Source organism: Pseudomonas antarctica (assembly GCF_001647715.1).
Lineage (GTDB): Bacteria > Pseudomonadota > Gammaproteobacteria > Pseudomonadales > Pseudomonadaceae > Aquipseudomonas > Aquipseudomonas antarctica_A.
The window spans coordinates 932,091-954,418 of sequence record NZ_CP015600.1 but is presented as its reverse complement, the minus strand read 5'-3'; the positions used below and the strand labels follow the sequence as shown (position 1 = coordinate 954,418).

Annotated in this window: 24 protein-coding genes, 5 tRNA genes and 1 pseudogene; 11 read left to right on the top strand and 19 right to left on the bottom strand. The window is 59.3% G+C overall.

What is annotated here, in order from left to right:
* Window positions 1-777, top strand: coding sequence for a TatD family hydrolase (locus A7J50_RS04085; RefSeq protein ID WP_064450663.1), 777 nt, complete (start codon window positions 1-3; stop codon window positions 775-777).
* Here A7J50_RS04085 and A7J50_RS04080 read toward each other — a convergent pair.
* The 5 genes and pseudogenes from A7J50_RS04080 to A7J50_RS04060 form a co-directional block, all read right to left on the bottom strand.
* The gene (locus A7J50_RS04080; protein ID WP_064450662.1) at window positions 724-1,152 is read right to left on the bottom strand and encodes a hypothetical protein; all 429 of its coding nucleotides are present in this window, start codon (window positions 1,150-1,152) and stop codon (window positions 724-726) included. The genes A7J50_RS04085 and A7J50_RS04080 overlap by 54 nt on opposite strands.
* 127 nt (window positions 1,153-1,279) lie before the next feature.
* Window positions 1,280-1,504 (bottom strand): annotated as a pseudogene (locus tag A7J50_RS04075) (methyl-accepting chemotaxis protein); the annotation flags it as partial.
* A 153-nt stretch (window positions 1,505-1,657) separates the two neighbouring features.
* Window positions 1,658-2,494 (bottom strand): regulatory signaling modulator protein AmpE, encoded by an 837-nt coding sequence (gene ampE / locus A7J50_RS04070; protein ID WP_064450660.1) that lies wholly within the window; start codon window positions 2,492-2,494, stop codon window positions 1,658-1,660.
* On the bottom strand, window positions 2,491-3,054 hold the full coding sequence (ampD, locus tag A7J50_RS04065) for a 1,6-anhydro-N-acetylmuramyl-L-alanine amidase AmpD (protein WP_064450659.1): 564 nt from the start codon (window positions 3,052-3,054) through the stop codon (window positions 2,491-2,493). Before ampD ends, ampE begins: the two co-directional genes overlap by 4 nt.
* A gap of 43 nt (window positions 3,055-3,097) precedes the next feature.
* Window positions 3,098-5,272, bottom strand: a complete 2,175-nt coding sequence (locus tag A7J50_RS04060; protein WP_064450658.1) for a DUF1631 domain-containing protein — start codon at window positions 5,270-5,272, stop codon at window positions 3,098-3,100.
* A 245-nt stretch (window positions 5,273-5,517) separates the two neighbouring features.
* On the opposite strand from A7J50_RS04060, the gene nadC reads away from it, so the two are divergent.
* Complete coding sequence (gene nadC / locus A7J50_RS04055) at window positions 5,518-6,366, top strand: carboxylating nicotinate-nucleotide diphosphorylase (protein WP_064450657.1); 849 nt, start codon at window positions 5,518-5,520, stop codon at window positions 6,364-6,366.
* A gap of 60 nt (window positions 6,367-6,426) precedes the next feature.
* On the opposite strand, the gene A7J50_RS04050 is transcribed toward nadC, so the two are convergent.
* From A7J50_RS04050 to A7J50_RS04040, 3 genes are all read right to left on the bottom strand, one after another.
* Entirely contained in the window at window positions 6,427-6,732 is a 306-nt protein-coding gene (locus tag A7J50_RS04050; RefSeq protein WP_064450656.1) for a DUF6388 family protein, read from the bottom strand.
* Window positions 6,733-6,886: 154 nt separating this feature from the next.
* Window positions 6,887-6,959: transfer RNA gene (locus A7J50_RS04045), tRNA-Thr, on the bottom strand.
* 64 nt (window positions 6,960-7,023) lie between these two features.
* Window positions 7,024-7,437: a pilin gene (locus A7J50_RS04040; protein ID WP_064450655.1), complete on the bottom strand. Its 414-nt coding sequence runs from the start codon at window positions 7,435-7,437 to the stop codon at window positions 7,024-7,026.
* A 202-nt stretch (window positions 7,438-7,639) separates the two neighbouring features.
* Between A7J50_RS04040 and A7J50_RS04035 the strand changes: the two genes are divergently transcribed.
* Genes A7J50_RS04035 through yacG form a run of 4 tightly spaced genes read left to right on the top strand, consistent with a single transcriptional unit; the run spans window position 7,640 to window position 10,528 of the window.
* Window positions 7,640-8,848 carry a type II secretion system F family protein gene (locus A7J50_RS04035; RefSeq protein ID WP_064450654.1) on the top strand — a complete coding sequence of 403 codons (1,209 nt, stop codon included), beginning with the start codon at window positions 7,640-7,642 and terminating at the stop codon, window positions 8,846-8,848.
* On the top strand, window positions 8,845-9,711 hold the full coding sequence (locus A7J50_RS04030; RefSeq protein ID WP_064450653.1) for a prepilin peptidase: 867 nt from the start codon (window positions 8,845-8,847) through the stop codon (window positions 9,709-9,711). Before A7J50_RS04035 ends, A7J50_RS04030 begins: the two co-directional genes overlap by 4 nt.
* Window positions 9,708-10,331, top strand: a complete 624-nt coding sequence (coaE, locus tag A7J50_RS04025) for a dephospho-CoA kinase (RefSeq protein WP_064450652.1) — start codon at window positions 9,708-9,710, stop codon at window positions 10,329-10,331. The genes A7J50_RS04030 and coaE overlap by 4 nt, the downstream gene beginning before the upstream one ends.
* Window positions 10,328-10,528 (top strand): DNA gyrase inhibitor YacG, encoded by a 201-nt coding sequence (gene yacG, locus A7J50_RS04020; RefSeq protein WP_064450651.1) that lies wholly within the window; start codon window positions 10,328-10,330, stop codon window positions 10,526-10,528. Before coaE ends, yacG begins: the two co-directional genes overlap by 4 nt.
* Here the strand turns inward: yacG and A7J50_RS04015 are convergent.
* Window positions 10,525-10,740: a hypothetical protein gene (locus A7J50_RS04015; protein WP_064450650.1), complete on the bottom strand. Its 216-nt coding sequence runs from the start codon at window positions 10,738-10,740 to the stop codon at window positions 10,525-10,527. The two genes, yacG and A7J50_RS04015, sit on opposite strands and share 4 nt — an antisense overlap.
* 64 nt (window positions 10,741-10,804) lie before the next feature.
* Window positions 10,805-11,494, bottom strand: a complete 690-nt coding sequence (locus A7J50_RS04010; RefSeq protein ID WP_064450649.1) for an energy-coupling factor ABC transporter permease — start codon at window positions 11,492-11,494, stop codon at window positions 10,805-10,807.
* A gap of 191 nt (window positions 11,495-11,685) precedes the next feature.
* Between A7J50_RS04010 and A7J50_RS04005 the strand changes: the two genes are divergently transcribed.
* The 3 genes from A7J50_RS04005 (at window position 11,686) to A7J50_RS03995 (ending at window position 13,937) form a co-directional block, all read left to right on the top strand.
* Entirely contained in the window at window positions 11,686-12,315 is a 630-nt protein-coding gene (locus A7J50_RS04005) for a DUF1780 domain-containing protein (protein ID WP_053254334.1), read from the top strand.
* 89 nt (window positions 12,316-12,404) lie between these two features.
* Window positions 12,405-12,578 carry a DUF3094 family protein gene (locus A7J50_RS04000; RefSeq protein WP_064450648.1) on the top strand — a complete coding sequence of 58 codons (174 nt, stop codon included), beginning with the start codon at window positions 12,405-12,407 and terminating at the stop codon, window positions 12,576-12,578.
* A 60-nt stretch (window positions 12,579-12,638) separates the two neighbouring features.
* Complete coding sequence (locus A7J50_RS03995; protein WP_064450647.1) at window positions 12,639-13,937, top strand: NAD(P)/FAD-dependent oxidoreductase; 1,299 nt, start codon at window positions 12,639-12,641, stop codon at window positions 13,935-13,937.
* Between the two features lie 177 nt (window positions 13,938-14,114).
* Here the strand turns inward: A7J50_RS03995 and A7J50_RS03990 are convergent.
* The 7 genes from A7J50_RS03990 to rluD form a co-directional block, all read right to left on the bottom strand.
* Window positions 14,115-14,191 (bottom strand) — tRNA-Pro (locus tag A7J50_RS03990).
* Between the two features lie 92 nt (window positions 14,192-14,283).
* A tRNA-Lys gene (locus A7J50_RS03985) sits at window positions 14,284-14,359 on the bottom strand.
* 5 nt (window positions 14,360-14,364) lie between these two features.
* Window positions 14,365-14,441, bottom strand: a tRNA-Pro gene (locus A7J50_RS03980).
* Window positions 14,442-14,451: 10 nt separating this feature from the next.
* A tRNA-Asn gene (locus A7J50_RS03975) sits at window positions 14,452-14,527 on the bottom strand.
* 303 nt (window positions 14,528-14,830) lie between these two features.
* Complete coding sequence (clpB, locus tag A7J50_RS03970; RefSeq protein WP_053254304.1) at window positions 14,831-17,395, bottom strand: ATP-dependent chaperone ClpB; 2,565 nt, start codon at window positions 17,393-17,395, stop codon at window positions 14,831-14,833.
* Between the two features lie 147 nt (window positions 17,396-17,542).
* Window positions 17,543-18,268 carry a peptidoglycan editing factor PgeF gene (gene pgeF, locus A7J50_RS03965; RefSeq protein ID WP_064450646.1) on the bottom strand — a complete coding sequence of 242 codons (726 nt, stop codon included), beginning with the start codon at window positions 18,266-18,268 and terminating at the stop codon, window positions 17,543-17,545.
* Complete coding sequence (gene rluD / locus A7J50_RS03960) at window positions 18,265-19,227, bottom strand: 23S rRNA pseudouridine(1911/1915/1917) synthase RluD (protein ID WP_053254302.1); 963 nt, start codon at window positions 19,225-19,227, stop codon at window positions 18,265-18,267. The genes pgeF and rluD overlap by 4 nt, the downstream gene beginning before the upstream one ends.
* A gap of 149 nt (window positions 19,228-19,376) precedes the next feature.
* Between rluD and A7J50_RS03955 the strand changes: the two genes are divergently transcribed.
* The gene (locus A7J50_RS03955) at window positions 19,377-20,402 is read left to right on the top strand and encodes an outer membrane protein assembly factor BamD (protein ID WP_064450645.1); all 1,026 of its coding nucleotides are present in this window, start codon (window positions 19,377-19,379) and stop codon (window positions 20,400-20,402) included.
* Between the two features lie 125 nt (window positions 20,403-20,527).
* Window positions 20,528-20,761, top strand: coding sequence for a PP0621 family protein (locus tag A7J50_RS03950; RefSeq protein ID WP_064450644.1), 234 nt, complete (start codon window positions 20,528-20,530; stop codon window positions 20,759-20,761).
* On the opposite strand, the gene thiO is transcribed toward A7J50_RS03950, so the two are convergent.
* Both thiO and A7J50_RS03940 read right to left on the bottom strand, forming a co-directional pair.
* Window positions 20,748-21,857: a glycine oxidase ThiO gene (thiO, locus tag A7J50_RS03945; RefSeq protein ID WP_064454851.1), complete on the bottom strand. Its 1,110-nt coding sequence runs from the start codon at window positions 21,855-21,857 to the stop codon at window positions 20,748-20,750. The genes A7J50_RS03950 and thiO overlap by 14 nt on opposite strands.
* A 62-nt stretch (window positions 21,858-21,919) precedes the next feature.
* A complete protein-coding gene (locus tag A7J50_RS03940) occupies window positions 21,920-22,321 on the bottom strand; it encodes a type IV pilin protein (RefSeq protein ID WP_064450643.1) in 402 nt (133 codons plus the stop codon).
* Between the last annotated feature and the right edge of the window lie 7 nt (window positions 22,322-22,328).

Below are 22,328 nucleotides of genomic sequence, written 5' to 3'. Positions count from 1 at the left end.
ATGGAGCTGATCGACACCCACACCCACCTGGACTTCCCGGACTTCGATCATGATCGCCGGGAAGTCCTCGCCCACAGCCGCCAACTTGGGGTGCAGCGCATGGTGGTGTTAGGCGTCTATCAGCAGAATTGGCAACGGCTGTGGGACCTGGTGCAGGAAGATGAAGGCTTGTTTGCCGCTTTCGGCCTGCACCCGGTGTACCTCGACGCGCATCGCCCCGCTGACCTGACCGAACTGGGCGACTGGCTGACCCGCCTGCACGGCCATCGACAGTTGTGCGCCGTCGGCGAAATCGGCCTGGACTACTTCCTCGAACAGCTGGATCGCGAACGTCAGCAAAGCCTGTTTGACGCCCAGTTGAAACTGGCGGTGGACTTCCAGCTCCCGGCCCTGTTGCATGTACGTCGCAGCCACGCGGCGGTGATCGCCACCCTCAAGCGCATCCGCCTGCCACGGGGCGGGATCATCCATGCATTCGCCGGCAGCGTTGAGGAGGCTCGCGAGTACATCAAGCTCGGCTTCAAGCTGGGCCTGGGCGGCGCGGCCACCTGGCCTCAAGCCCTGCGCATGCACAAGGTGCTCGCTCAACTGCCCCTTGAGGCCGTGGTGCTGGAAACCGACTCACCGGATATGGCCCCCGCGATGTACCCCGGCCTGCGCAACAGCCCGCAACACTTGCCGGACATCTGCAGCGCGTTGGCTGAGCGCATGGGCATTAGCCCCTTACTGCTGGCCGAAACGAGCACACGCAATGCGCGCGAGTTGTTCCGTTGGTAGCACGCTGACCGCTTGCAAATCCAACGTCAGCCGCTGCCGGTAGCGGATATAGCGCAGCACCAGGAAGTGGGCCAGCAGCATCACCAGTGAAATATTGAGTTGCCCGATCACGCTGACCACCCCCACCCATTCCGCCAACAACGCCACGATCAACACCGCGCAGGTGAGTACCAGCATGCTTGGGCGCACCATCGCCCAATGGTCCAGCGACTTGAACTGGCGCAGTTGCCGGGGGCAGTTCAACTGCACGATCCGCTGGCAATACGTGCAATCAAAAGGCTCATGAATGGCAATGGCGTTCAATTGCCAGGGCTTGAGCGCAAACGTAATGCCGCAATGGGCGCAGTGCCCTTTGATACCGGTAGCAGCAGGCATCGCCGTGCCTCCCTTGGACCGTGATGGGTTGAAACAAATTCTCACCCATCCAGGCGCTCAAAGAAGATACACACACAAATCAGGACCGGAGCCACGCTATACAAAACCAAAATCCTACACGCTCGCCCTACACACGAAACGCCCCGATCAATGGCTTCAACTCGATCACCCGCATCGACAGCTGCCGGCTGGCCGCCTCTGTCTGATAGGCGCCCTGAGCCGCATGCTCGCCAGCTCGATTGAGCTCGGCAATGTTCTGGTCGATATCGTGTGCAACGGCAGTTTGCTGCTGCACGGCCGCAGCGATCTGCTGATTCTGGTCGACGATCATGCCCACGGCACCGAGGATATGAATGGAAAGAGCACACCGCCTAAACTGGCTGCGGCTATTTCCCAAGGTGGTTACACGGCGCACAGCGGTGGGAGCGTTGCTGTCTTTGGAAAGGATGGACGGATAAAGACCGTTAAGACAGTTGCTCCCACATTTTTGACCGCGCTCACTCGATCAAGGCAACACGGTCCAGATGGCGAACCCGGCATACCACAGCACCGCCGCACGCAGCAGCAGTTCCCACAGGCGATCCAGACTGTTGATGCCGTCAGCCCCCACCACCGGCGGTGGAATTTCAGCCGCTACCAGGCCGACTTTTTCTACCAACTGCGCGGCACTGATATCCCAGCTCAGCAGTTCATGGAGCATCACCCGGCTGACTGCAACAAAGTTACCCACCAGGGCAAAACTCGCCGCCAGCAAGCGCACCGGCAACCAATCAAACGCGTGGCGCAATTGGCCGGCACGTTCGGCGACCAGAGGGTTCTGGCTGTGCTCACTGGCCAACGCCAGCAGGCGATAGGCCAGGGCCGCGACCGGGCCCAACAGGAAATACCAGAAAATCACCGCGAAAAAGCTTTGGTAAGCCTGCCATAGCAAATGGCCTTGAACGCGCTCCAGCAGCTGCTCGCCATTGTCGGCCGCTACTTTCAGGTCCCGCTCGGCCACGTGTTCGGCGGCTTGCAAGTCACCGCGCCGCCACGCATCGCGAAACGGCCCGAGCCCAGCCAGTAGATCGCCACGCCCCAGGCTATAGATCACCACCAGTAAGTGCACCGGCAATGCCAACAAGCCATAAGCCACGGGTTCCAGCACCAATAGCAACAGGGCCAGCAAGGCCACCGGCAACAACACCAGCAGTACCAGAATCAGCCAAGGCCGCTTGCCCATGCGCGGGCTCGACTCCAGTTTGGCCAGCTCACGCAACCATCCGCCGTCGCACTGTAACCGCCGACGCAAGGCCGAGAACTTTTCGATCCAGACCGCCAGCACCAACACCAGGAAACTCATCGTGCGTGTCCTCCATCCTGCAGGGCGCTGCGAAAGCGCGCCCAATCAAAAGCCGGGCCCGGGTCAGTCTTGCGCCCTGGCGCAATATCACTGTGACCACGAATACGCTGACGGGTAATGCCTGGGTAGGCTGCCAGCAGTTGACGTGTCAGGTCGATCAGCGACGCGTATTGGGCATCGGTAAACGGTAGCTCATCCGTACCCTCCAGCTCGATACCCAGGGAAAAGTCATTGCAGACTTCACGCCCCTCAAAGCTCGAGACCCCTGCATGCCAGGCCCGGTCCAGACACGATACAAATTGCGTCACGGTGCCGTCGCGCTCAATCAGAAAATGCGCAGACACCCGTAGGTCGGCAATGCTTTCAAAGTAAGGATGCTCTGTGACATCCAGGCGGTTCTGGAAAAACGCCTGCACCTTGCCGGTGGCGAACTGCGCCGGAGGCAGGCTGATGTTATGCACCACCAACAGTGAGATCTCGCCTGCGGGGCGCTCGTTGAAGTTGGGTGAAGGGCAATGGCGAATACCCTGGCACCAACCGCTGGTGGGGTCCAACTGCATACTGGTTCCTTGAATGGGACGAGGTATTACCAGTATGCCGCGTTCAGCCCTGCGGTTGCGATGACTTGCCGCGATTGAGTTGACGCAGGTTACCCATCACTGACGTCAACGCGCGGTCAAACAGCAGCCCCTCGTCCAAACTGCGTACCGCCCCCTGCTTGAAGGCCAAGGCCAATTGGACGGCACTCTTCTCCAGGACCTTGAGCCCCGTGCGGCTGACAAAAATATAGGCGTTGGCCGGTGCCATGATCGCCTTCAGCTTACAGCGCAGACGGTGGGTTTCATCTTGCTGGAACTCAAACCAGCCTCCGATCCGCAATTGTTGAGCCTTGATCAAGTGCGGGTCATCACTGGGCAGGCTTGCGATTGGCTCAGGCAACCCGCTACTGAGTGAAAATGGCTCACGCACCTCGATCAGCGTGTCCTGCCTCCCACTCTCGAATGACTGCACATGCATGGCTTGCAATCGGACAAAGAACTCACGGGTGCTGAAGGGATCGAACGCCACGCCGGTCAAGCCGTTGCGCAAGGCCTTGAGCAGCCCGGGCAATTGCTCCAGCAGATGCCGACCGGCCTCGGTGTCTTTCTGCAGGCTCACGCTCCAGATCAACTCGTCCATGGTGCGCACCGCCCCCTGGCATTGCACCGATTGCTCGCCATGCTTGAGGCTGGCCGACAACAGCACCTGGCTCCAGGCCTGCTGGAGAAACTGCACCACCGCCTGCGGTAACACCCGGCCTACCAAACGTCGATTGAGCAGCTCGGCCACGCGCTGACGGGCGGCCTCAGTACGCACACGGCCCTCTTCGACCTCATAGGTGTGCTGCTCCAGCAATTCGCTGCGCCGCTGCTCATCCGCAGTAAAGGCCGTGAACTGCGCCAATAACCGGGGGAAAATCGCCAGGTCTTCAACGAACTCATTCAGCAAACATTGCACCACCTGCTCGGTTCGCAGGTACAGGCTGTCGCGCGGAGAGTCATCGCGCGGGCTCCAACCCATGGCGGCGGCGGCGATTTCATTGAGTAAGCGCCGCGCCGGATGGCTGCTGCGACTGAAAAAACTCTTGTCCAGTATCGCCACTTTCAATATCGGAATCTGCAAACGCGCGATCAAGGCCTTGAAAACATCAGGCACGGTGCTGTCATTGAGGATGAACTCGAATAACAGGGCGACCAGGTTGATCACATCCTCATCGGCGTCTTCCACCACACGAGACTTGCCACTTTTGACGCTGACACGGGTGAGCAACTGTTCAAGCTGGTTACGCAGGTCGAAGTCGTCTTCGGCCTCGGGTTCCGGCACGTATTGCTGCAAATGAGAGAGCAGGCGCAACAGGTCGCGGGTGGCAATGGGCTGGGGTTCGGCGCTGGCTTCCAGGGTAGGCGCCACGCTGCCACGCACGGCCGCCAGCAATTTCTGCAAGGCAGCGAAGGCTTCCTGGCCGTTTTCATCCACTGGCGGGTCGACGGTCGGCAAGCTGCCTTCACGCTGCTGTTCAAGCGCCGCACGCCCACCGGGGCGACGTGATGGCACTGCCTTGAGCTCAGGCAAAACCCCGGTAGCGACGAGTATCTGGTTGGCTTCAGCGAACAGTTGGTCGGCGTCACTGAGCACGTATTTTTCAAACAGCTTGAGAATGATCAATTTGACGCGGATCTCTACCCCCAAGCTGCGCCCCGCCCGCAAAAAGAACTCACAAAGCAGTGCCGGGCCCAACGGGTTATCGCGCTCATCCAGGGGGTTGCCGAGCAATGTACTCAGGCGCGCGGTCAGTTGCGCCAGTGCCAGGCCATCACGATGCCGCACTCGACCGAGCATGGCCGCCAACGCGACCGCTTTTTCCAGTTCATCACTGGACGTGCCGGTCGCCGTGTCATAGGACACCACCGGCAGCCAGTGCGACTCGCCCCGCCCAACATGGCCCAGATTGGCGAACGCGGCGAACAACTGCGCCATGAACACGCGCTCGAAATTCTTGCGCTTGAGGCGCAAGTCGCGCATGGCTTCAAAGAAGATGTGATGGTCAGCGTTACTACGGGCCTTGTCGGCCATTTCGAACAGGGTGTCGTCGGCGTTATCGAACAGTTCCTGCAAACCTTGTTGCAACTGCTGAGCGGCCTTGTCGCGAACCTGCAGCAACACCACCGGCAGGCGCGCAAGCGGCGATGGCGTGGCGTGTGCCTTGTTGATGGGCACCACCTTTCCGTCATTGTGCATCCTGGCCTCCTGAAACGGCGGTGTTGGTTGGGGAAAGATCGGGGGCAGGCCCAATTGGACGCTGTAAAAAAACCCGTTATCACCAGGACGTCAAAGCTATGACGCCAATTGCAAGGCGCGAGATTATCTTGCAAATGAGGGTAGTTGCGCCAGCAAACTCTGCCTTTGCCCTGTAAATGAATAGGAGTCTGGGTTCAAACGCGCACTGCCCCTATAATCGAGGCACTTTGTTTGTGGAGCCTGTTATGCCGAATCTCCGTCTTGCCGACCTCACCGCCGAAATTGAAGCCAACGTGCGCCGTGCACTGCTGGAAGACATCGGCAGCGGCGACATCACTGCACAATTGATCCCGGCCGAACGGCTGGCCAAGGCCACAATCATTACTCGCGATGCGGCCGTTATCGCCGGCACGGCTTGGGTGGACGCGGTATTCCGCCAGCTCGACCCTCGGGTCGCGGTGCATTGGCAGGTGGCCGATGGTGAACGCGTCAGCCCCAATCAAGTGCTGTTCCACTTGGAAGGCCCGGCCCGCTCATTGCTCAGCGGTGAGCGCTGCGCACTGAATTTCCTGCAGATGCTGTCAGGGGTGGCCACACGTGCGCAGTATCTGGCGGACTTTGTCGCCACCACCCAGGTCAAGCTGCTGGACACCCGCAAAACCCTGCCCGGTCTGCGATTGGCGCAAAAGTACGCGGTGACTTGCGGTGGCTGCCATAACCATCGCATCGGTCTGTATGACGCGTTCCTGATCAAGGAAAACCATATCGCTGCGTGTGGCGGTATTGCCCAGGCAATTACGGCCGCCCACAAAATCGCACCGGGCAAGCCGGTGGAAATCGAAGTGGAAAGCCTGGATGAACTGCGCGAAGCACTGGCGGCGGGTGCCGATATCATCATGCTCGACGAATTGAGCCTGGATGACATGCGCGAGGCCGTGCGCCTGAACGCAGGCAAGGCCAAGCTGGAAGCCAGCGGCGGGATCAATGAAACTACCCTGCTGCCCATCGCTGAAACCGGGGTGGACTACATCTCCATCGGTGCGATGACCAAGGATGTTAAAGCCGTGGATTTGTCGATGCGGCTCAGTATCTGAGGCCCTCTGTAGGAGCGAGCACGCACTGGGCGGACCACTCGCTCCTACACAGAAAGCGACTTAGATTGCGAGATTATTCATCCCACAATACTCATTCCAGTCGACGCCCAGTACCTCGGCAGCCTCCTTGTGCAAGGCCAGGCGCGCCGCCTCGAATTCTTCGGGGGTGGAGGTGTACTTGAGGCTCAGTTCCCATGGCTGCAGGCCCTGGGCCTCGGCCTCATCCTCAAATGCCCATTGGATCTGGTCCCTTTGATCTTCGGCACTCAGGTCCTTGATCTCATCCAGCAGTTCCGGCGACTCCTCCACGTATTTCTTGAGGGCGGCTTCGTGACGCGCTTCCTGGGTCATCTCTTGTGTGGTCATGTTGTTCTCTTAGATCAAGGAATGGGGATGCATCTGGGTCATCAAGGTTGCGCAGATACAAAAGAGTGGGCATGAATGCCGGCTCGTCTGGCCTTCAGAACCATTCTGGGATCATCTGAAAACAGTGTTGCCTTTGAAAACAGTGTTGCCTTTGTGCCCGAGACAGGAATCGAACCTGCGACCTTCGCGTTACGAGTGCGCTGCTCTACCGGCTGAGCTACACGGGCGGTGGGCTAAAGCTAGCACCGCATTGGGCATGCAGCAACTAACTCGCCTGCCGCCCAGCAACCGTTATGCTCCGTCGGCGCCGCAGCCCTTGGCAACGTATTGAGCGTCAGCCGTGGTTGCACACTTCCAGCCGGTGGTGGCACTGCGCGTCAACGTGATGGTCTTGCCCAGCACGGGAGCGGGCGCATCGAGAATTTCACAACGGATGGAACCGGTGCCGGTGGCCACATCGCCTGCCACCTCGATCGTGCAGTTGGCGGTTGGGCTGGTGCCACCGATCAAGGCCAGTGTCGGCACGGTGCCCTGGTTAAGGGTGTCTTCGAAACCGGCCTTCAACGCGGAGACTTCAGCCAACCCCGCCGTAAACTTGGCCTTGGCCTGGTACTTGGTATACATGGGCAAACCGATCGTGGCCAAAATGCCGATGATTGCCACGACGATCAACAGCTCGATCAAGGTGAAGCCTTTCTGACGCATCACATTCACTCTCCAGAATAGAAACCATATCAAGGCGCGTCCTGCGCCCCGCATTTTGCAGCGGCGCCAGTGTACTCATCCGCGAGCGGCCAAACGCGCACAAGACGCACATTCTGACATTTTATCCTTCACTGCCGACCTGCCGGAATCCATCACCTGACTAAGCTGTAAATCTACGACTACCGGTGTGCGGACACATGACATGAATGAAGCTGCAACGATCTACGCCTGGGAAGGCATCAACCGCAAAGGGCGCAGGGTCTCAGGGCAAACCGCAGGCCATAACCTTGCGCTGATCAAGGCGCAACTGCGCCAGCAAGGAATCTGCCCCGGCCGCGTGCGCAAAAAAACCTCGCACCTGCCAAGCTTTGCGCCGCCAGTAAAACCGGCAGATATTGCCCTGTTCACCCGCCAACTGGCGACATTGCTGAAGGCCGGCATACCGCTGCTGCAAGCCTTCGACATCATCAGCGAAGGCTTCGAACACCGACAGATGCGCGAGCTGATAAAGGGCTTGAAACAGGAGATCGCCGCCGGGAACAACCTGGCGGCAGCACTGCGCAAACAACCGCGCTACTTCGATGAACTGTATTGCAACCTGATCGCTGCGGGCGAACAGGCCGGTGCCCTGGAAACCTTGCTGGAGCGGGTGGCGGTACACCTGGAAAAAAGCCAGCAGCTCAAGGCGCGAATCAAAAAGGCCATGACCTACCCCTGCGCAGTCATCGTGGTCGCCTGCGTGGTCAGTGCAATCCTGCTCATCCACGTGGTACCGCAGTTTCAGAGCCTTTTTAGCGGGGTCGACGGCGAGCTGCCAGGCTTTACCTTGAAGGTCATTGCCCTGTCCGAATTCCTGCAACACGCCTGGTGGATGGTCGCGCTGGGCCTGGGCGCTACCATTGCCGGGCTGCGCCAGGCTTATCGGGCTTCCCCCGGTTTTCGTCACGGCCTCGATAGCGGTTTGTTGAAGGTGCCCCTGGCAGGCACACTGCTGAGAAAATCCGCCGTTGCCCGCTACGCCCGTACACTTTCAACGACTTTTGCAGCGGGCGTGCCGTTGGTGCAGGCCCTGGACTCCGTGGCGGGTGCGACAGGCAATGGTTTGTTCAAAAAGGCGATCGAACAGATGCGTCAAGACGTATCCACAGGCATGCAGTTGAATCACTCCATGGCGCATAGCGGCCTGTTCCCCGGCATGGCGATCCAGATGACAGCGATCGGTGAAGAATCGGGCACCCTGGACCGCATGCTGGAAAAAGTTGCCCAGCATTTTGAGGCCGACGTGGAGAATCTGGTCGACAACCTCACCAGCCTGATGGAGCCGCTCATCATGGTGATATTGGGGGGCATTGTCGGTGCATTGGTGATCGCCATGTACCTGCCGGTCTTCCAGCTGGGGTCGGCATTTTGAGCCTGCTGCCCAGCGAACAATCATGGGTCTTTATCGGGATGGCGCTCGCTCTGGGCCTGATCGTCGGCAGCTTCATCAACGTGCTGGTGTGGCGTCTGCCAAAGATGCTCGAGCGCGAATGGCGTGCCCAAGCCCAGGAAGTGCTGGGCTTGCCTGCCGATCGCGCGAACCCCACTTACAACCTGATACACCCCAACTCCTGCTGCCCGCATTGCGACCAGCCGATTCGTGCCTGGGAAAATATCCCGCTGCTCAGCTACCTGATACTCAGGGGCCGTTGCGCCCATTGTCGTGAACCTATCAGTAGCCGCTACCCCATCACCGAACTGGCCTGCGCGCTGGGCTCAGCTCTGGTTGCCTGGCATTTTGGTTTCGGTTGGCAAGCTGGCGCGGTGATGGTGTTGAGCTGGGGGTTGCTGGCCATGAGCCTGATCGACGTGGATCATCAACTGTTGCCGGACGTTCTGGTGTTGCCGCTGCTATGGCTCGGGCTGATCCTCAATAGCTTCGACGTGTTGACGACGCTGCCCAATGCGCTGTGGGGCGCAGTCATAGGCTATATGAGCCTGTGGACGGTGTTCTGGCTGTTCAAGCTGATCACCGGCAAGGACGGCATGGGCTATGGCGACTTCAAGTTATTGGCCCTGCTCGGTGCCTGGGGTGGTTGGCAGATTCTGCCGATGACGCTACTGATCTCATCGCTGCTAGGCGTGCTCGCCGGCTTGATCCTGATGCGCTTGCGCAGGTCCCAGGCTTCGATACCGATGCCGTTTGGCCCGTGCCTGGCAATTGCCGGCTGGATTGCATTGCTCTGGGGTGGTCAAATAACCGACTTCTATTTGCAGTCTGTCGGTTTCAGATGACCACTTCTGTCGCAACACCCTGGATTCTTGGCCTTACTGGCGGTATCGGCAGCGGCAAAAGCGCAGCCGCCCAGCACTTTATCGACCTGGGCATTGATTCGGTCGACGCCGACCATGCCGCACGCTGGGTGGTCGAGCCCGGCCGGCCGGCACTGGCGCGGATCGCCGAGCATTTCGGTGCCGGCGTGCTTCTGCCCGACGGCCAACTCGACCGCGCCGCGTTGCGTAAGCTGATCTTTGAATCACCTGAGGAGCGCCGCTGGCTGGAAGCCTTGCTGCACCCGTTGATTGGCGAGGAGATTCGCAGCCATCTGGCGCGCGCGCGTTCGCCTTACGCGATTCTGGTGTCGCCGCTGCTGATCGAGTCCGGCCAGTACAGCATGACCCAGCGCATCCTGGTGATAGACGTGCCGCAATCACTGCAGATTCAGCGTACCCTGCAGCGCGACGGCATCAGCGAACATCAGGTGCAGGCGATCCTCAAGGCCCAGTCCAGCCGCGAAGACCGCCTGAACCATGCCGATGACGTGCTGGTCAATGACCAGGACCTCGCCTGGCTGCACAGCGAGGTCGAGCGACTGCACCACTTTTACCTTACTTTGCGTGGAGGCCGATCATGAGCCAACCCCTGACCGTCGAATGCCCAACCTGCGGTGCCCCCGTAGAATGGACAGCGACCAACCCCAACCGGCCGTTCTGCTCGGACCGTTGCAAACTTATCGACCTCGGTGCCTGGGCGTCGGAAGAACACAAGATTCCGGTCAGCCCGGATGCAGAGGACGAACTGTTCTCCGAAGATCTGCCGCTGCGCCATTAAGGCCGCATAAAGGCATATTCCTGCTGGTCGTCGAGATTCTCTGCAAGGTATTGCAGCTCGTCGGCCAAGTCTTCAAAACTGCGTACGCCCTTGCTCTGCTGCACCACGGCGCTGAGCATGGCGCGTAGGGTCAAGCCGGGGTCAAAACCGACTTCCTGTGCTGCGTCCTGGCTTCTGCGCAATTCCTGCCGTGCCCACTCGTACACACTCATGATCGTTGCTCCCGGAAATTTTGCAAAGAATGAGCCTGTGCGCCTGCATGGGATTTGATCTGGGTCAACGCCGCGAATCGTCGTCCTTCCACGGTGCCGAGAGGTAGCGCGTGCGATTGAATGTCTCCAGCCACTCAGGGCAAAACACCACCAGGGCACTAATGACCATGCCGTTGATAAACGCTTCGGGGAAAATGATCAGCCACAGGTAACCGACGAAGTCTTCCAGCCATTCCGGCATTGCAAAACGGCCGTCGAACCACAGCAGACCCAATGCGGCCAACAGGCAGAGCAGTGCCGACAGCGCGGCGGCAAAAAAGCCGGAGCAGAAGATATAGACGAAGGGGTTGCGTGGCTGCGCGCGTTCTACCAGCCATGCACAGCCTTCCGTGACCAGCACCGGCAACACGATCAACAATAGGCCGTTAATACCCACGGCGGCCAAGTCCTGGCGCCCCAGCAACACCAACCCCAACTGAGCCGCTAACCCACCAACGATTGCCAAAGGCCAGTCGAGTAGCAGGGTCACGGCGGTCATGCCGATAAAGTGGTAGGAAACACCGGTATCGAAATCCCGGCGCACCAGCCACAACATGAACAACGCGAACACCGTCCCAAACAGCAGATGCTGGCGCCTGCGGTCTGCAAACAGCTCAACCCACGGCGATCGCAAAATCGCCCACATCACCAGCGGCGCGTACAAAAGCCAGCCGATGCCAAGGGTTTCCGGCGCCAGTACGGCGGCGCTGATCACGGCTTCACCTGCTCCAGTGCCTCATGCAGTTCGGCGGCCTGGGCCAAAACGGGCAACAGACTTAGCAACAACACCGCAAAAAACTTCACAGCACACTCTCCCTGCTCGGCATAACGGTCGAGTAGCCAGTCTACACCGCCGTTTTAAAGCAAGACTTCCTGTGGTCATCATTTGAACGCTAAGCTGCAAATATGGATGACTCAGATTATCTGCGCCTGCTCACCGTAGCGGCCGAACAAGCCAACGCGTTCCTGTCCAATGCCCGCAAATGGGAGCGTGAGCGTTGGGTCTGCCAGCGCCTGCTGCAAGGCTTGAATGTGCCCTACCGCGCCGAGGAATTTCACCCCGCGGGGCAAGAGCCGCCTGACGTGTTGTTTCGCGACGCCAGCTTCGAGGTGTTTTTCGTGCTGGATGAGGGCCGCCGCCTGAACGACGAATGGCGCGATGAGTTGCTGCGCCGACGCAGTGCGTTTTCCCTGAGCCAACTGGTGCGTCGCGAGGCCAAGCCGCGTCGCATCCCCGCCCATGAGTTCTTGCTGCGCCTGGCGCCGACGCTGCGCAAAAAAGCCCATAACTATAAGGAACGCGGGATGGACCTGGGCGAGCTGGATCTCATTGCCTTCACCAGCCTCAAACGTGAAGTGCTGGACCTCAACAGCCATTTCCCGCCGCCCACCGAATACCTGCGCCAGGGTTGGCGCTCGCTGTCACTGGTAGGCCCCACCTTTGCCCGCGTGCTGTTCGCCCACCCGGACGCACCGGACTTCTTGCGCAACAACCTGGGGCGCAGCATAGTATTCGACGTAGGCATCAGCCTGTGACGCGGGCACAGGCTACGCTTGTGGCGAGACCGCCAATCCCCTGACTGTAACGTGGCGCCCTTTTGCAACGTCTACCTGACGAGGCCTTTATGACCAGCCGCCTGAACCCCGATGACCAACAGCATGTCGAAGAGTACCTGCAACTCTCCCAAAACCGAGTCGAGCGCAAGCCTTTCCGGCCTTGGCTGCTCCTTGGTGTGGTGCTGGTGGCGGTGATCGGCCTTGGTCTGCTGAGCCGCCTTTTGAGTTACCTGACGCTATGAGCTGCCTGGCGCTCGCGAGGGTAACTGCTCCGATTTCTTTTAGCCTTGCGAGATATCCCCATGACCCATCGTATTATTATCGTCGGCGGCGGCGCCGGCGGCCTGGAGTTGGCTACCCGCCTGGGTAAGACTCTGGGCAAGCGCGGCACCGCCAGCGTCACGCTGGTGGACACTAACCTGACCCATATCTGGAAGCCCCTGCTGCACGAGGTGGCTGCCGGTTCGCTGAACTCTTCGGAAGACGAACTCAATTATGTCGCCCAGGCCAAATGGAACCACTTCGAGTTCCAGCTGGGGCGCATGAGCGGCCTTGACCGTGAACAGAAGAAAATCCAGCTGGCCGCCACCCTTGATGAAGAAGGCCGTGAGTTGGTGCCCGCGCGCGTACTGGGCTATGACAGCCTGGTGATCGCGGTCGGTAGCACCACCAACGATTTCGGCACCGAGGGCGCAGCGCAGCACTGCCTGTTCCTCGACACCCGCAAACAGGCCGAGCGGTTCCACCAGCAGTTGCTCAACCACTATCTGCGCGCCCACGCCGGCCAGACCGATGTGGAAGAAAAAATCAGCGTAGCTATCGTTGGCGCCGGGGCAACGGGCGTTGAGCTCGCCGCTGAACTGCACAATGCCGCTCACGAACTGGCGGCCTATGGCCTGGACCGGATCAAACCGGAAAACATGCACATCACCCTCATCGAAGCCGGCCCGCGGGTATTGCCTGCGCTGCCCGAGCGGATTGGCGGCCCTGTGCATAAAACCCTGGAGAAACTCGGGGTGACGGTATTGACCAACTCGGCGGTCAGCGAAGTGACGGCCGATGCCTTGATCACCAGCAGCGGCCAGGTCATTCCTGCCAGCCTGAAGGTGTGGGCTGCCGGCATTCGCGCCCCGGCCTTCCTCAAGGACATTGATGGGCTGGAAACCAATCGCATCAACCAATTGCAGGTGTTGCCGACGCTGCAGACCACCCGCGACGAAAACATCTTCGCCTTTGGGGACTGCGCTGCCTGCCCACAAACGGGCACCGACCGTAATGTGCCACCACGCGCTCAGGCGGCTCACCAGCAGGCGTCATTGCTGGCCAAATCGCTGAAATTGCGGATCGACGGCAAGGACCTGCCGTCCTACAAGTACACCGACTACGGCTCGCTGATCTCGCTGTCGAGATTCTCGGCTGTGGGTAACTTGATGGGCAACCTGACCGGCAGTGTGATGCTCGAAGGTTGGCTGGCGCGGATGTTCTATGTGTCGCTGTACCGCATGCACCAGGTCGCGCTGTACGGTTTTTTCCGCACCGCGATGCTGATGCTGGGCAGCAAGATTGGGCGCGGGACTGAGCCTAGGCTCAAATTGCACTAATAACACGCAGCAGTGTGGGAGCGGGCTTGCCCGCGATGGCAGTAGATCAGCACAAGATATACAAGCTGATAAGACGCCATCGCAGGCAAGCCCGCTCCCACATTTTTTTGCGTGCTGCCTTAGCTTTTCAGCAGACAAAAAAAATCCCCGTATCTTTCGATACGAGGATTTTTAATATGGTCGGGGTAAGGGGATTCGAACTCCTGACATCCTGCTCCCAAAGCAGGCGCGCTACCGGACTGCGCTATACCCCGGAAAAAAAGGCGACCTTTCAGTCGCCTTCTTCGATCAGCGCTTTTGGCCTCTGATCTTAAGATTCGATTCCAGCGTTAACTGGTCTCAAAAATGGTGGGTCGTGTGGGATTCGAACCTACGACCAATTGGTTAAAAGCCAACTGCTCTACCAACTGAGCTAACGACCCAAAAATGGTCGGGGTAAGGGGATTCGAACTCCTGACATCCTGCTCCCAAAGCAGGCGCGCTACCGGACTGCGCTATACCCCGGTTTTGAAATTGGCTCCGTGACCAGGACTCGAACCTGGGACCCAATGATTAACAGTCATTTGCTCTACCGACTGAGCTATCACGGAACTACATATTTCAAATTTACAACTTTTACTACTTTGTAACCTTCTCTTCGGCTTGTCCGTATCGCTACGTTCATGTCTCTGAGGCGCGCTATTCTACAATCTTAAAAACCCCTGTCAACCCTTTAAATTGCTTTTAAGACAATGATTTGCGCTTCTTTCTGATTTCTCCTTGGGGAGAAGAAACCCGTGGGCTGACGTTGCTGCGGGGCGCACTTTACAAGCCTTTGCCTTACAGTTCAACGCCCTATCGAAAAAAAAGGCCCCGCAATGCGAGGCCGTCTCTAATAACCCTACAGGCCGGGCTTAGTGGAAGACGATTTCGTCGTTTTCCACCGTGGCCGTCACGCGGGTGCCTGGCATGAAGCTGCCCGAGAGGATCAACTGTGCCAGTGGGTTTTCGATCCAGCGCTGGATCGCACGTTTAAGTGGCCGTGCGCCATACACCGGGTCGTAACCGACCGCGATCAGCTTGTCCAACGCCTCGCTGCTCAGTTCCAGGTCAAGCTCACGCTCGGCCAGGCGACTACGCAGACGACCCAACTGGATCTCGGTGATGCCCGCGATCTGATCCCGCGCCAGAGGCTCGAAGATCACCACTTCATCCACGCGGTTGATAAATTCCGGACGGAAGTGCGAGGTCAGCGCATCCATCACGGCCGCACGCTGGCCTTCACGATCCCCCACCAATTCCTGGATCTGCGCCGAGCCCAGGTTGGAGGTCATCACGATCACCGTATTGCGGAAGTCCACGGTACGCCCGTGACTGTCCGTCAGACGGCCATCTTCCAACACCTGCAAGAGGATGTTGAACACATCCGGGTGGGCCTTCTCGACCTCGTCCAGCAGGATCACCGAGTAAGGCTTGCGCCGCACAGCCTCGGTCAGGTAACCGCCCTCCTCGTAGCCCACGTAGCCTGGTGGTGCGCCTATCAGGCGAGCCACCGAATGTTTCTCCATGAACTCGGACATATCGATCCGCACCATGGCCTCTTCAGTATCGAAGAGAAACTCGGCCAAGGCTTTGCACAGCTCGGTCTTACCCACGCCGGTCGGGCCGAGGAACATGAACGAGCCGCTCGGACGGTTCGGGTCGGACAAGCCGGCACGGGAACGTCGCACCGCGTTGGACACCGCTACCACCGCCTCTTCCTGCCCGATGACGCGCTGGTGCAACAGGCTTTCCATCTTCAGTAACTTGTCGCGCTCGCCTTCAAGCATTTTCGACACGGGAATGCCGGTCCACTTGGAGACCACTTCGGCAATTTCTTCCTCGGTCACCTTGCTGCGCAGCAACTGGTTCTCGCTCTTGCCATGCTGGTCGACCATCTGCAGGCTGCGTTCCAGATCCGGGATCACCCCGTACTGCAATTCGGCCATGCGGTTCAGGTCGCCTTTACGGCGTGCGGCTTCCAGCTCCTGACGGGACTGCTCGATCTTTTGCTGGATCTGCGCAGAACCCTGCACTTCGGCTTTTTCCGAGGTCCAGATTTCCTCGAGATCCGAATACTCGCGCTCCAGACGGACGATTTCTTCCTGAAGTTTCTCCAGGCGTTTTTTCGCTGCCTCGTCCTCTTCCTTCTTAAGCGCCTGGGATTCGACTTTCAGTTGAATCAGGCGACGATCAAGGCGGTCGAGCACTTCCGGCTTGGAGTCAATCTCCATGCGAATACGGCTGGCCGCTTCGTCGATGAGGTCGATAGCCTTGTCCGGTAACTGGCGATCAGTGATATAGCGATGGCTCAACTTGGCCGCCGCAATGATCGCGCCGTCAGTAATCGCCACCTTATGGTGAACCTCATAGCGTTCTTTGAGGCCACGCAGGATGGCGATGGTGTCTTCTTCGCTCGGTTCTTCCACCAGCACTTTCTGGAAGCGACGCTCAAGTGCCGCGTCCTTCTCAATGTATTGGCGGTACTCGTTGAGCGTGGTTGCGCCAACGCAGTGCAACTCGCCCCGCGCCAAGGCCGGCTTGAGCATGTTACCGGCGTCCATTGAACCTTCGCCTTTACCGGCGCCGACCATGGTGTGCAGTTCGTCGATAAAGAGAATGATCTGCCCTTCCTGCTTCGACAGCTCGTTCAGCAAGGATTTCAGGCGCTCTTCGAACTCGCCACGGAACTTGGCGCCGGCGATCAACGATCCCATGTCCAGGGACAGCAGGCGCTTGCCTTTCAGGCCGTCCGGCACCTCACCATTAATGATGCGCTGGGCCAGGCCCTCAGCAATCGCGGTTTTACCCACACCAGGTTCGCCGATCAGCACCGGGTTGTTCTTGGTACGACGTTGCAGCACCTGGATGGTGCGCCGAATTTCGTCGTCACGGCCGATCACCGGGTCAAGCTTGCCTTCTTCGGCGCGCTTGGTCAGGTCGACGGTGTATTTGTCCAGAGCCTGGCGCGACTCTTCATGATTGGGGTCATTGACTGCCTCGCCGCCACGCAGATTATTGATGGCGTTTTCCAGGGCTTTCTTGCTCACGCCCTGCCCCAGCAACAATTTGCCGAGCTTACTGTTGTCGTCCATTGCGGCGAGCAGCACCAGTTCGCTGGAGATGAACTGATCACCTTTCTGCTGGGCCAGGCGATCAGCCTGGTTGAGCAGGCGCGCCAAGTCCTGCGACATGTTCACGTCGCCGGTAGGATTTTGGATTTTCGGCAGTTGGTCGAGCTCTTTGCTCAACTCCTTGCGCAGGCTGTTGATGTCAAAGCCCACCTGCATCAGCAAGGGCTTGATAGAACCACCTTGCTGTTCAAGGAGCGCCTGCATCAAGTGCGCAGGCTCGATGGCCGGGTGGTCGAGGCCCACCGCCAAGGATTGGGAATCCGATAAGGCCAACTGCAATTTGCTGGTTAAACGATCAATACGCATTAGTCACCTTCCTTTTGAGCAGGCCGGAGCTGTAAACACATCCTGAATGAAGAAACCTGCCAGATACCCTTATAGATGGGGTGGATTCTGGCGGATTCAAGCGAGCAATGTTTGATATGGATCAGCAATGACCCGGATCAGGAGAGTCTAGCGCTCAAGCCAGATCAGGGAGGCAAACCGACCGGTGCGAGGGCTGCGCCGGTAAGAAAAGAAGCGGGGGTCGGTCACGGTGCAAAAACCGCCGCCATACACAGCCGTGACACCGCGTGCGGCCAGGCGCAGGCGCGCCAGTTGGTAGATGTCAGCCATGTACTTGCCGGGATTGTGGCTTGGAACAAAGGCTTCGGCAGTGACCGGCAGTTGCTGCATAAAAGCTTCACGCACTTCCGGGCCGACTTCAAAGGCCTGCGGGCCGATGGCAGGGCCCAGCCAGACCAACACTTCGCCGGGTTCAGCCGCCAGGCTTTCGAAGGCGGCTTCGAGCACACCCGCCGCCAAGCCACGCCAACCCGCATGAGCGGCGGCCACACGCGTGCCGGCTCGGTTGCAGAACAACACGGGCAAACAATCGGCGGTCATGGATGTGCAGGCGATACCCGGCGTGCTGGTCCAACTGCCATCGGCCTCTGCGATGCGCGATGGGTCAGCCTCAACCACGGCTATCCCGTGGACTTGGCGCAGCCAGGCAGGCTGAATGTGGAATGCGTCGGTAAGACGGCGACGGTTTTCAAGAACAGCCTCAAGGCTGTCCTCGACATGATCACCCAGATTAAGGCTGTCGAACGGCGCCAAGCTGACGCCGCCCGCACGGGTAGTGACGCAGGCTTTAACCTGAGCCGGCGCAGGCCAGTCAGGAATCAGCCAGTCACTCATCCGATAAACGCCTCACGATCCTGCTTGAGCAGCGACAACAACCAGACCAGATCGTCCGGCAGAGGCGATTCCCAGCTCATCCGCTTACCACTCGTCGGATGATCCAGCTCCAGGAAGCGTGCGTGCAAGGCCTGGCGCGGGAAGGATTTCAGCGATTCAACCATGGTCACACTGGCCGCCGGCGGAATACGGAAGCGACCACCGTAGGCCGGATCTCCGACCAACGGGAAATTAATGTGCGCCATGTGCACGCGAATCTGGTGCGTACGACCGGTTTCCAGCTTGACCCGCACGTGAGTGTGGGACCGGAAACGCTCCAGCACACGGTAGTGGCTGACGGCCTGCTTGCCACCTTCCATCACCGCCATACGCTGGCGCTGCTGGCCGTGACGGCCGATGGGGGCGTTGATCTTGCCACCCGCCACCACCACGCCGATCACGATGCACTCGTAGATTCGGCTGACGCTGCGGCTCTGCAATTGTGTGACCAGCTGCGTCTGGGCCTGGATAGTCTTGGCCACCACCATCAAGCCGGTGGTGTCCTTATCCAGGCGGTGCACGATGCCGCAGCGCGGGACATTGATGATGTCCGGCACGTGGTGCAACAAGGCATTGAGCAAGGTGCCATCAGCGTGCCCGGCTGCCGGGTGAACCACCAGGCCTGCAGGTTTGTTGATGACCAGGATGTCGTCATCTTCATAGACGATGTCCAGCTCGATGTCCTGAGCGACCCATTCTCCCTGGGCTTCCTGCTCGGCAGTCAGCTCAAGAATCGCACCGCCATGGACTATGTCTCGCGGGCGGATAACCGCTCCATCCACAGTCAGGCGGCCGTCTTTGATCCAGGCGGAAAGGCGCGAGCGCGAGTGCTCAGCGAATAATTGTGCGGCGACTTGATCGAGGCGTTGGCCGCCCAATTCGGACGGCACCTCTGCGCGAAGTTCAATTTTATCGGACATGCTCAGACTAGGCGTGGCACAGCCTTTGGTTTCGGCTGCGCGCTTGTGGTTAAATACGGCGTCTTTTGCCCCGATGCTTTCAACGGGGCGCTCATCATAACAGGACGGCCCCGCCCAAGACAGCGGCCGTCATAGGGACGCAAGCCGCCATGCAAGTGAAACACCTGCTGCTGATCGCCATCCTCGCCATGACTGCTGCTTGCTCGTCAACAAAGGAAGTCGTCGACGAAAACCTGAGCGAAGTCGAGCTGTATCAATTAGCTCAAAAAGACTTGGACAATAATAGCTACACCAGCGCCACAGCCAAGCTGAAGGCCCTGGAGTCGCGCTATCCGTTCGGGCGCTATGCCGACCAGGCCCAGCTTGAGCTGATCTACGCCAACTACAAGAACGCCGAGCCGGAGGCTGCCAAGTCTGCTGCCGAGCGTTTTATCCGTCTGCACCCGCAGCACCCGAACGTGGACTACGCCTACTACATGAAGGGCCTGACCTCGTTCGACCAGGACGTTGGCCTGCTGGCGCGCTTCCTGCCGCTGGACATGACCAAGCGTGACCCGGGTGCTGCCCGCGACTCCTACAACGAGTTCGCCCAGCTGACCAGCCGCTTCCCCAACAGCCGCTACGCGCCGGACGCCAAGCAGCGCATGATCTACCTGCGCAACCTGCTGGCCTCCTACGAAATTCACGTTGCCCATTACTACCTGACCCGTCAGGCGTATGTAGCTGCCGCCAACCGTGGCCGCTATGTAGTGGAGAACTTCCAGGAAACCCCATCCGTGGGTGACGGCCTGGCCGTGATGACCGAGGCTTACCAGCGCCTGCACCTGGACGCCCTGGCGGCCACCAGCCTGGAAACCCTGAAGCTCAACTACCCGGACCACCCAAGCCTCAAGGACGGTCAGTTCGTGCCTCAGGTTGCCGAAGTGGACAACCGTTCGTGGCTGAGCAAGTACACCCTGGGCCTCATCGAGTCCCGTCCACCGTTGCCGCCGGGCGAAACCCGCGCCAACCAGGACGTGATGAAGCAGTTCCAGGATGCCAAGGAAGCTATTCCTTCGGACCTCAAGCCGCATGACGCAAACGGCGACGTGATCGAAGAAGAAGCGCCACAGGCCCTTGGCAACAACGAAGATCGTTCGTGGTTCAGCTACATGACCTTCGGCGTCTTCGACTGACAGGTCGACGCGATACAAAAAGGGAGCCCATTGGGCTCCCTTTTTTGTGGGCAAGCATTATTGCGCTGTGCGCTTGCCATGCGCTTGGCTAAACTGGCGCATTCCCTGTCGAGAAACTGCACATCATGGTTCGTCTACTGTTCTGGATTGCCGTCATTGCTGCCGCGGTATGGTTCTGGCGCAAATTCAAAAGCCCGGCGGCTAAACAGCAACGCTCCGCCGAGCCTGACGCCGCCTTGATGGTGCGCTGTGCCCACTGCGGCGTGCATCTGCCGCAGGATCGCGCGCTCAGTTCACGCCAAGCGTGGTACTGCACCCAAGCGCACCTGGAACAAGGGCCAAAGTCTATCCAGCGTTGATCCGACCTGCTGGCGCATAAGGCGCCGGATCAATGATCGGTGCGCGCCCCAGCAGCAGGTCCGCGAACAACTGGCAGGAGGCTGGCGCGAGTACCAGCCCATTGCGGTAATGCCCGCAATTGAGCCATAGCCCTTTGAAACCCGGAACCTCGCCGATGTAAGGGATACCTTCCGGCGACCCGGGACGCAAACCGGCCCAGTGACCCACGACCTCGGCGTCCGCCAACGCGGGAATCAATTCCACAGCCGAAGCCTTGAGGCTTTCCAGCGCAGACTCGGTCGGGGTTTTATCGAACCCCTCATGCTCCAACGTACTGCCGATCAGAATGTGCCCATCACGCCGCGGTATTGCGTAGCGTCCTTTGGCCAGGACCATGCTCGACAAGAAATCCGACGCACATTTGTACAAAATCATTTGCCCCTTGACCGGCTCCACGGGTAGCGACAAGCCCAACTTGCCCAGCAACTCCCCGCTCCAGGCACCGGCGGCCAGCACCACCTGATCGCCAAGAATCTGCCCGGCGGCCGTATTCACACCCACTACGTCGTCACCTTCAAGAACAAACCCGTGCACTTCGCACTGCTCATGAACGGTCACGCCGGGTAGCGCCAATAACGCCGCCTTGAGGGATTTGACCAGGCGCGGGTTGCGCACATTGGCCACATCCGCCATGTAGACCGCCTGGGAGTAACCACCACCGAGCACCGGCACAGCATCATGGGCGGCAGACACATCCACTTTGCTCAGCGGCCGGCCTTCTCGGGCAGCCCAGGCCAGTGCTTCGGCTTCATCCTCCAGGTCCAGCCAGTACAAGCCCGTGGTGTGAACCTCTGGATCAACACCCGTAGCGGCGAATAAGCGCTGCGCCAGTTGTGGATAAAAATCCTGGGACCAGTGGGCCAGAGCGGTGACTGCCGGGCTGTAGCGCCATGGATAAAGCGGTGAAACGATGCCGCCGCCCGCCCAGGAAGACTCCTGGCCAAGCCCGGAGCGCTCCAGCAGCACGACTGCCCGCCCTTGGGTGGCCAGGTTGAAGGCCGTCAACAACCCGATTACTCCACCCCCGACAATCACCACTTTCTGTTGCTTAGCCATCATTTGATCCAGCCGATAAAAAGGGAAAAGCGCACCCGGCGCCCAATCATCCAGCACTCTCATTATTGCCCCCAGCACGCCTTGCGCGACATTTCAGGTGCCGCACCCGGATTGCTGCGCACACCGGAGCTGGTCAGGCTGAATGCACCGCAAGGGTCTCCCGCCATCATTGAGCCGACGGCAGGCGTGGCCACCAGACTGAATGCCTGAGGGTTTAATGCAGCGCTGATTCTATAGTGATCATTGCCCGCACTGACGTTGCCTGCATCAAGAAAAGTACCGTTACGCGTGTAAAAGCGTTCCAGGTAGTGGACTTGCTCGGCCAACAACGCAACGACTTCTGCGCGATAGGCTTTTTTTACATGGCCGGTATACCCGGGGTAAGCGATACCGGCCAGAAACGCGATGATCGCTACAGCGATCAGTAACTCGATCAGGGTGAAACCTTGGCAATCCTTGCCCATTGATACG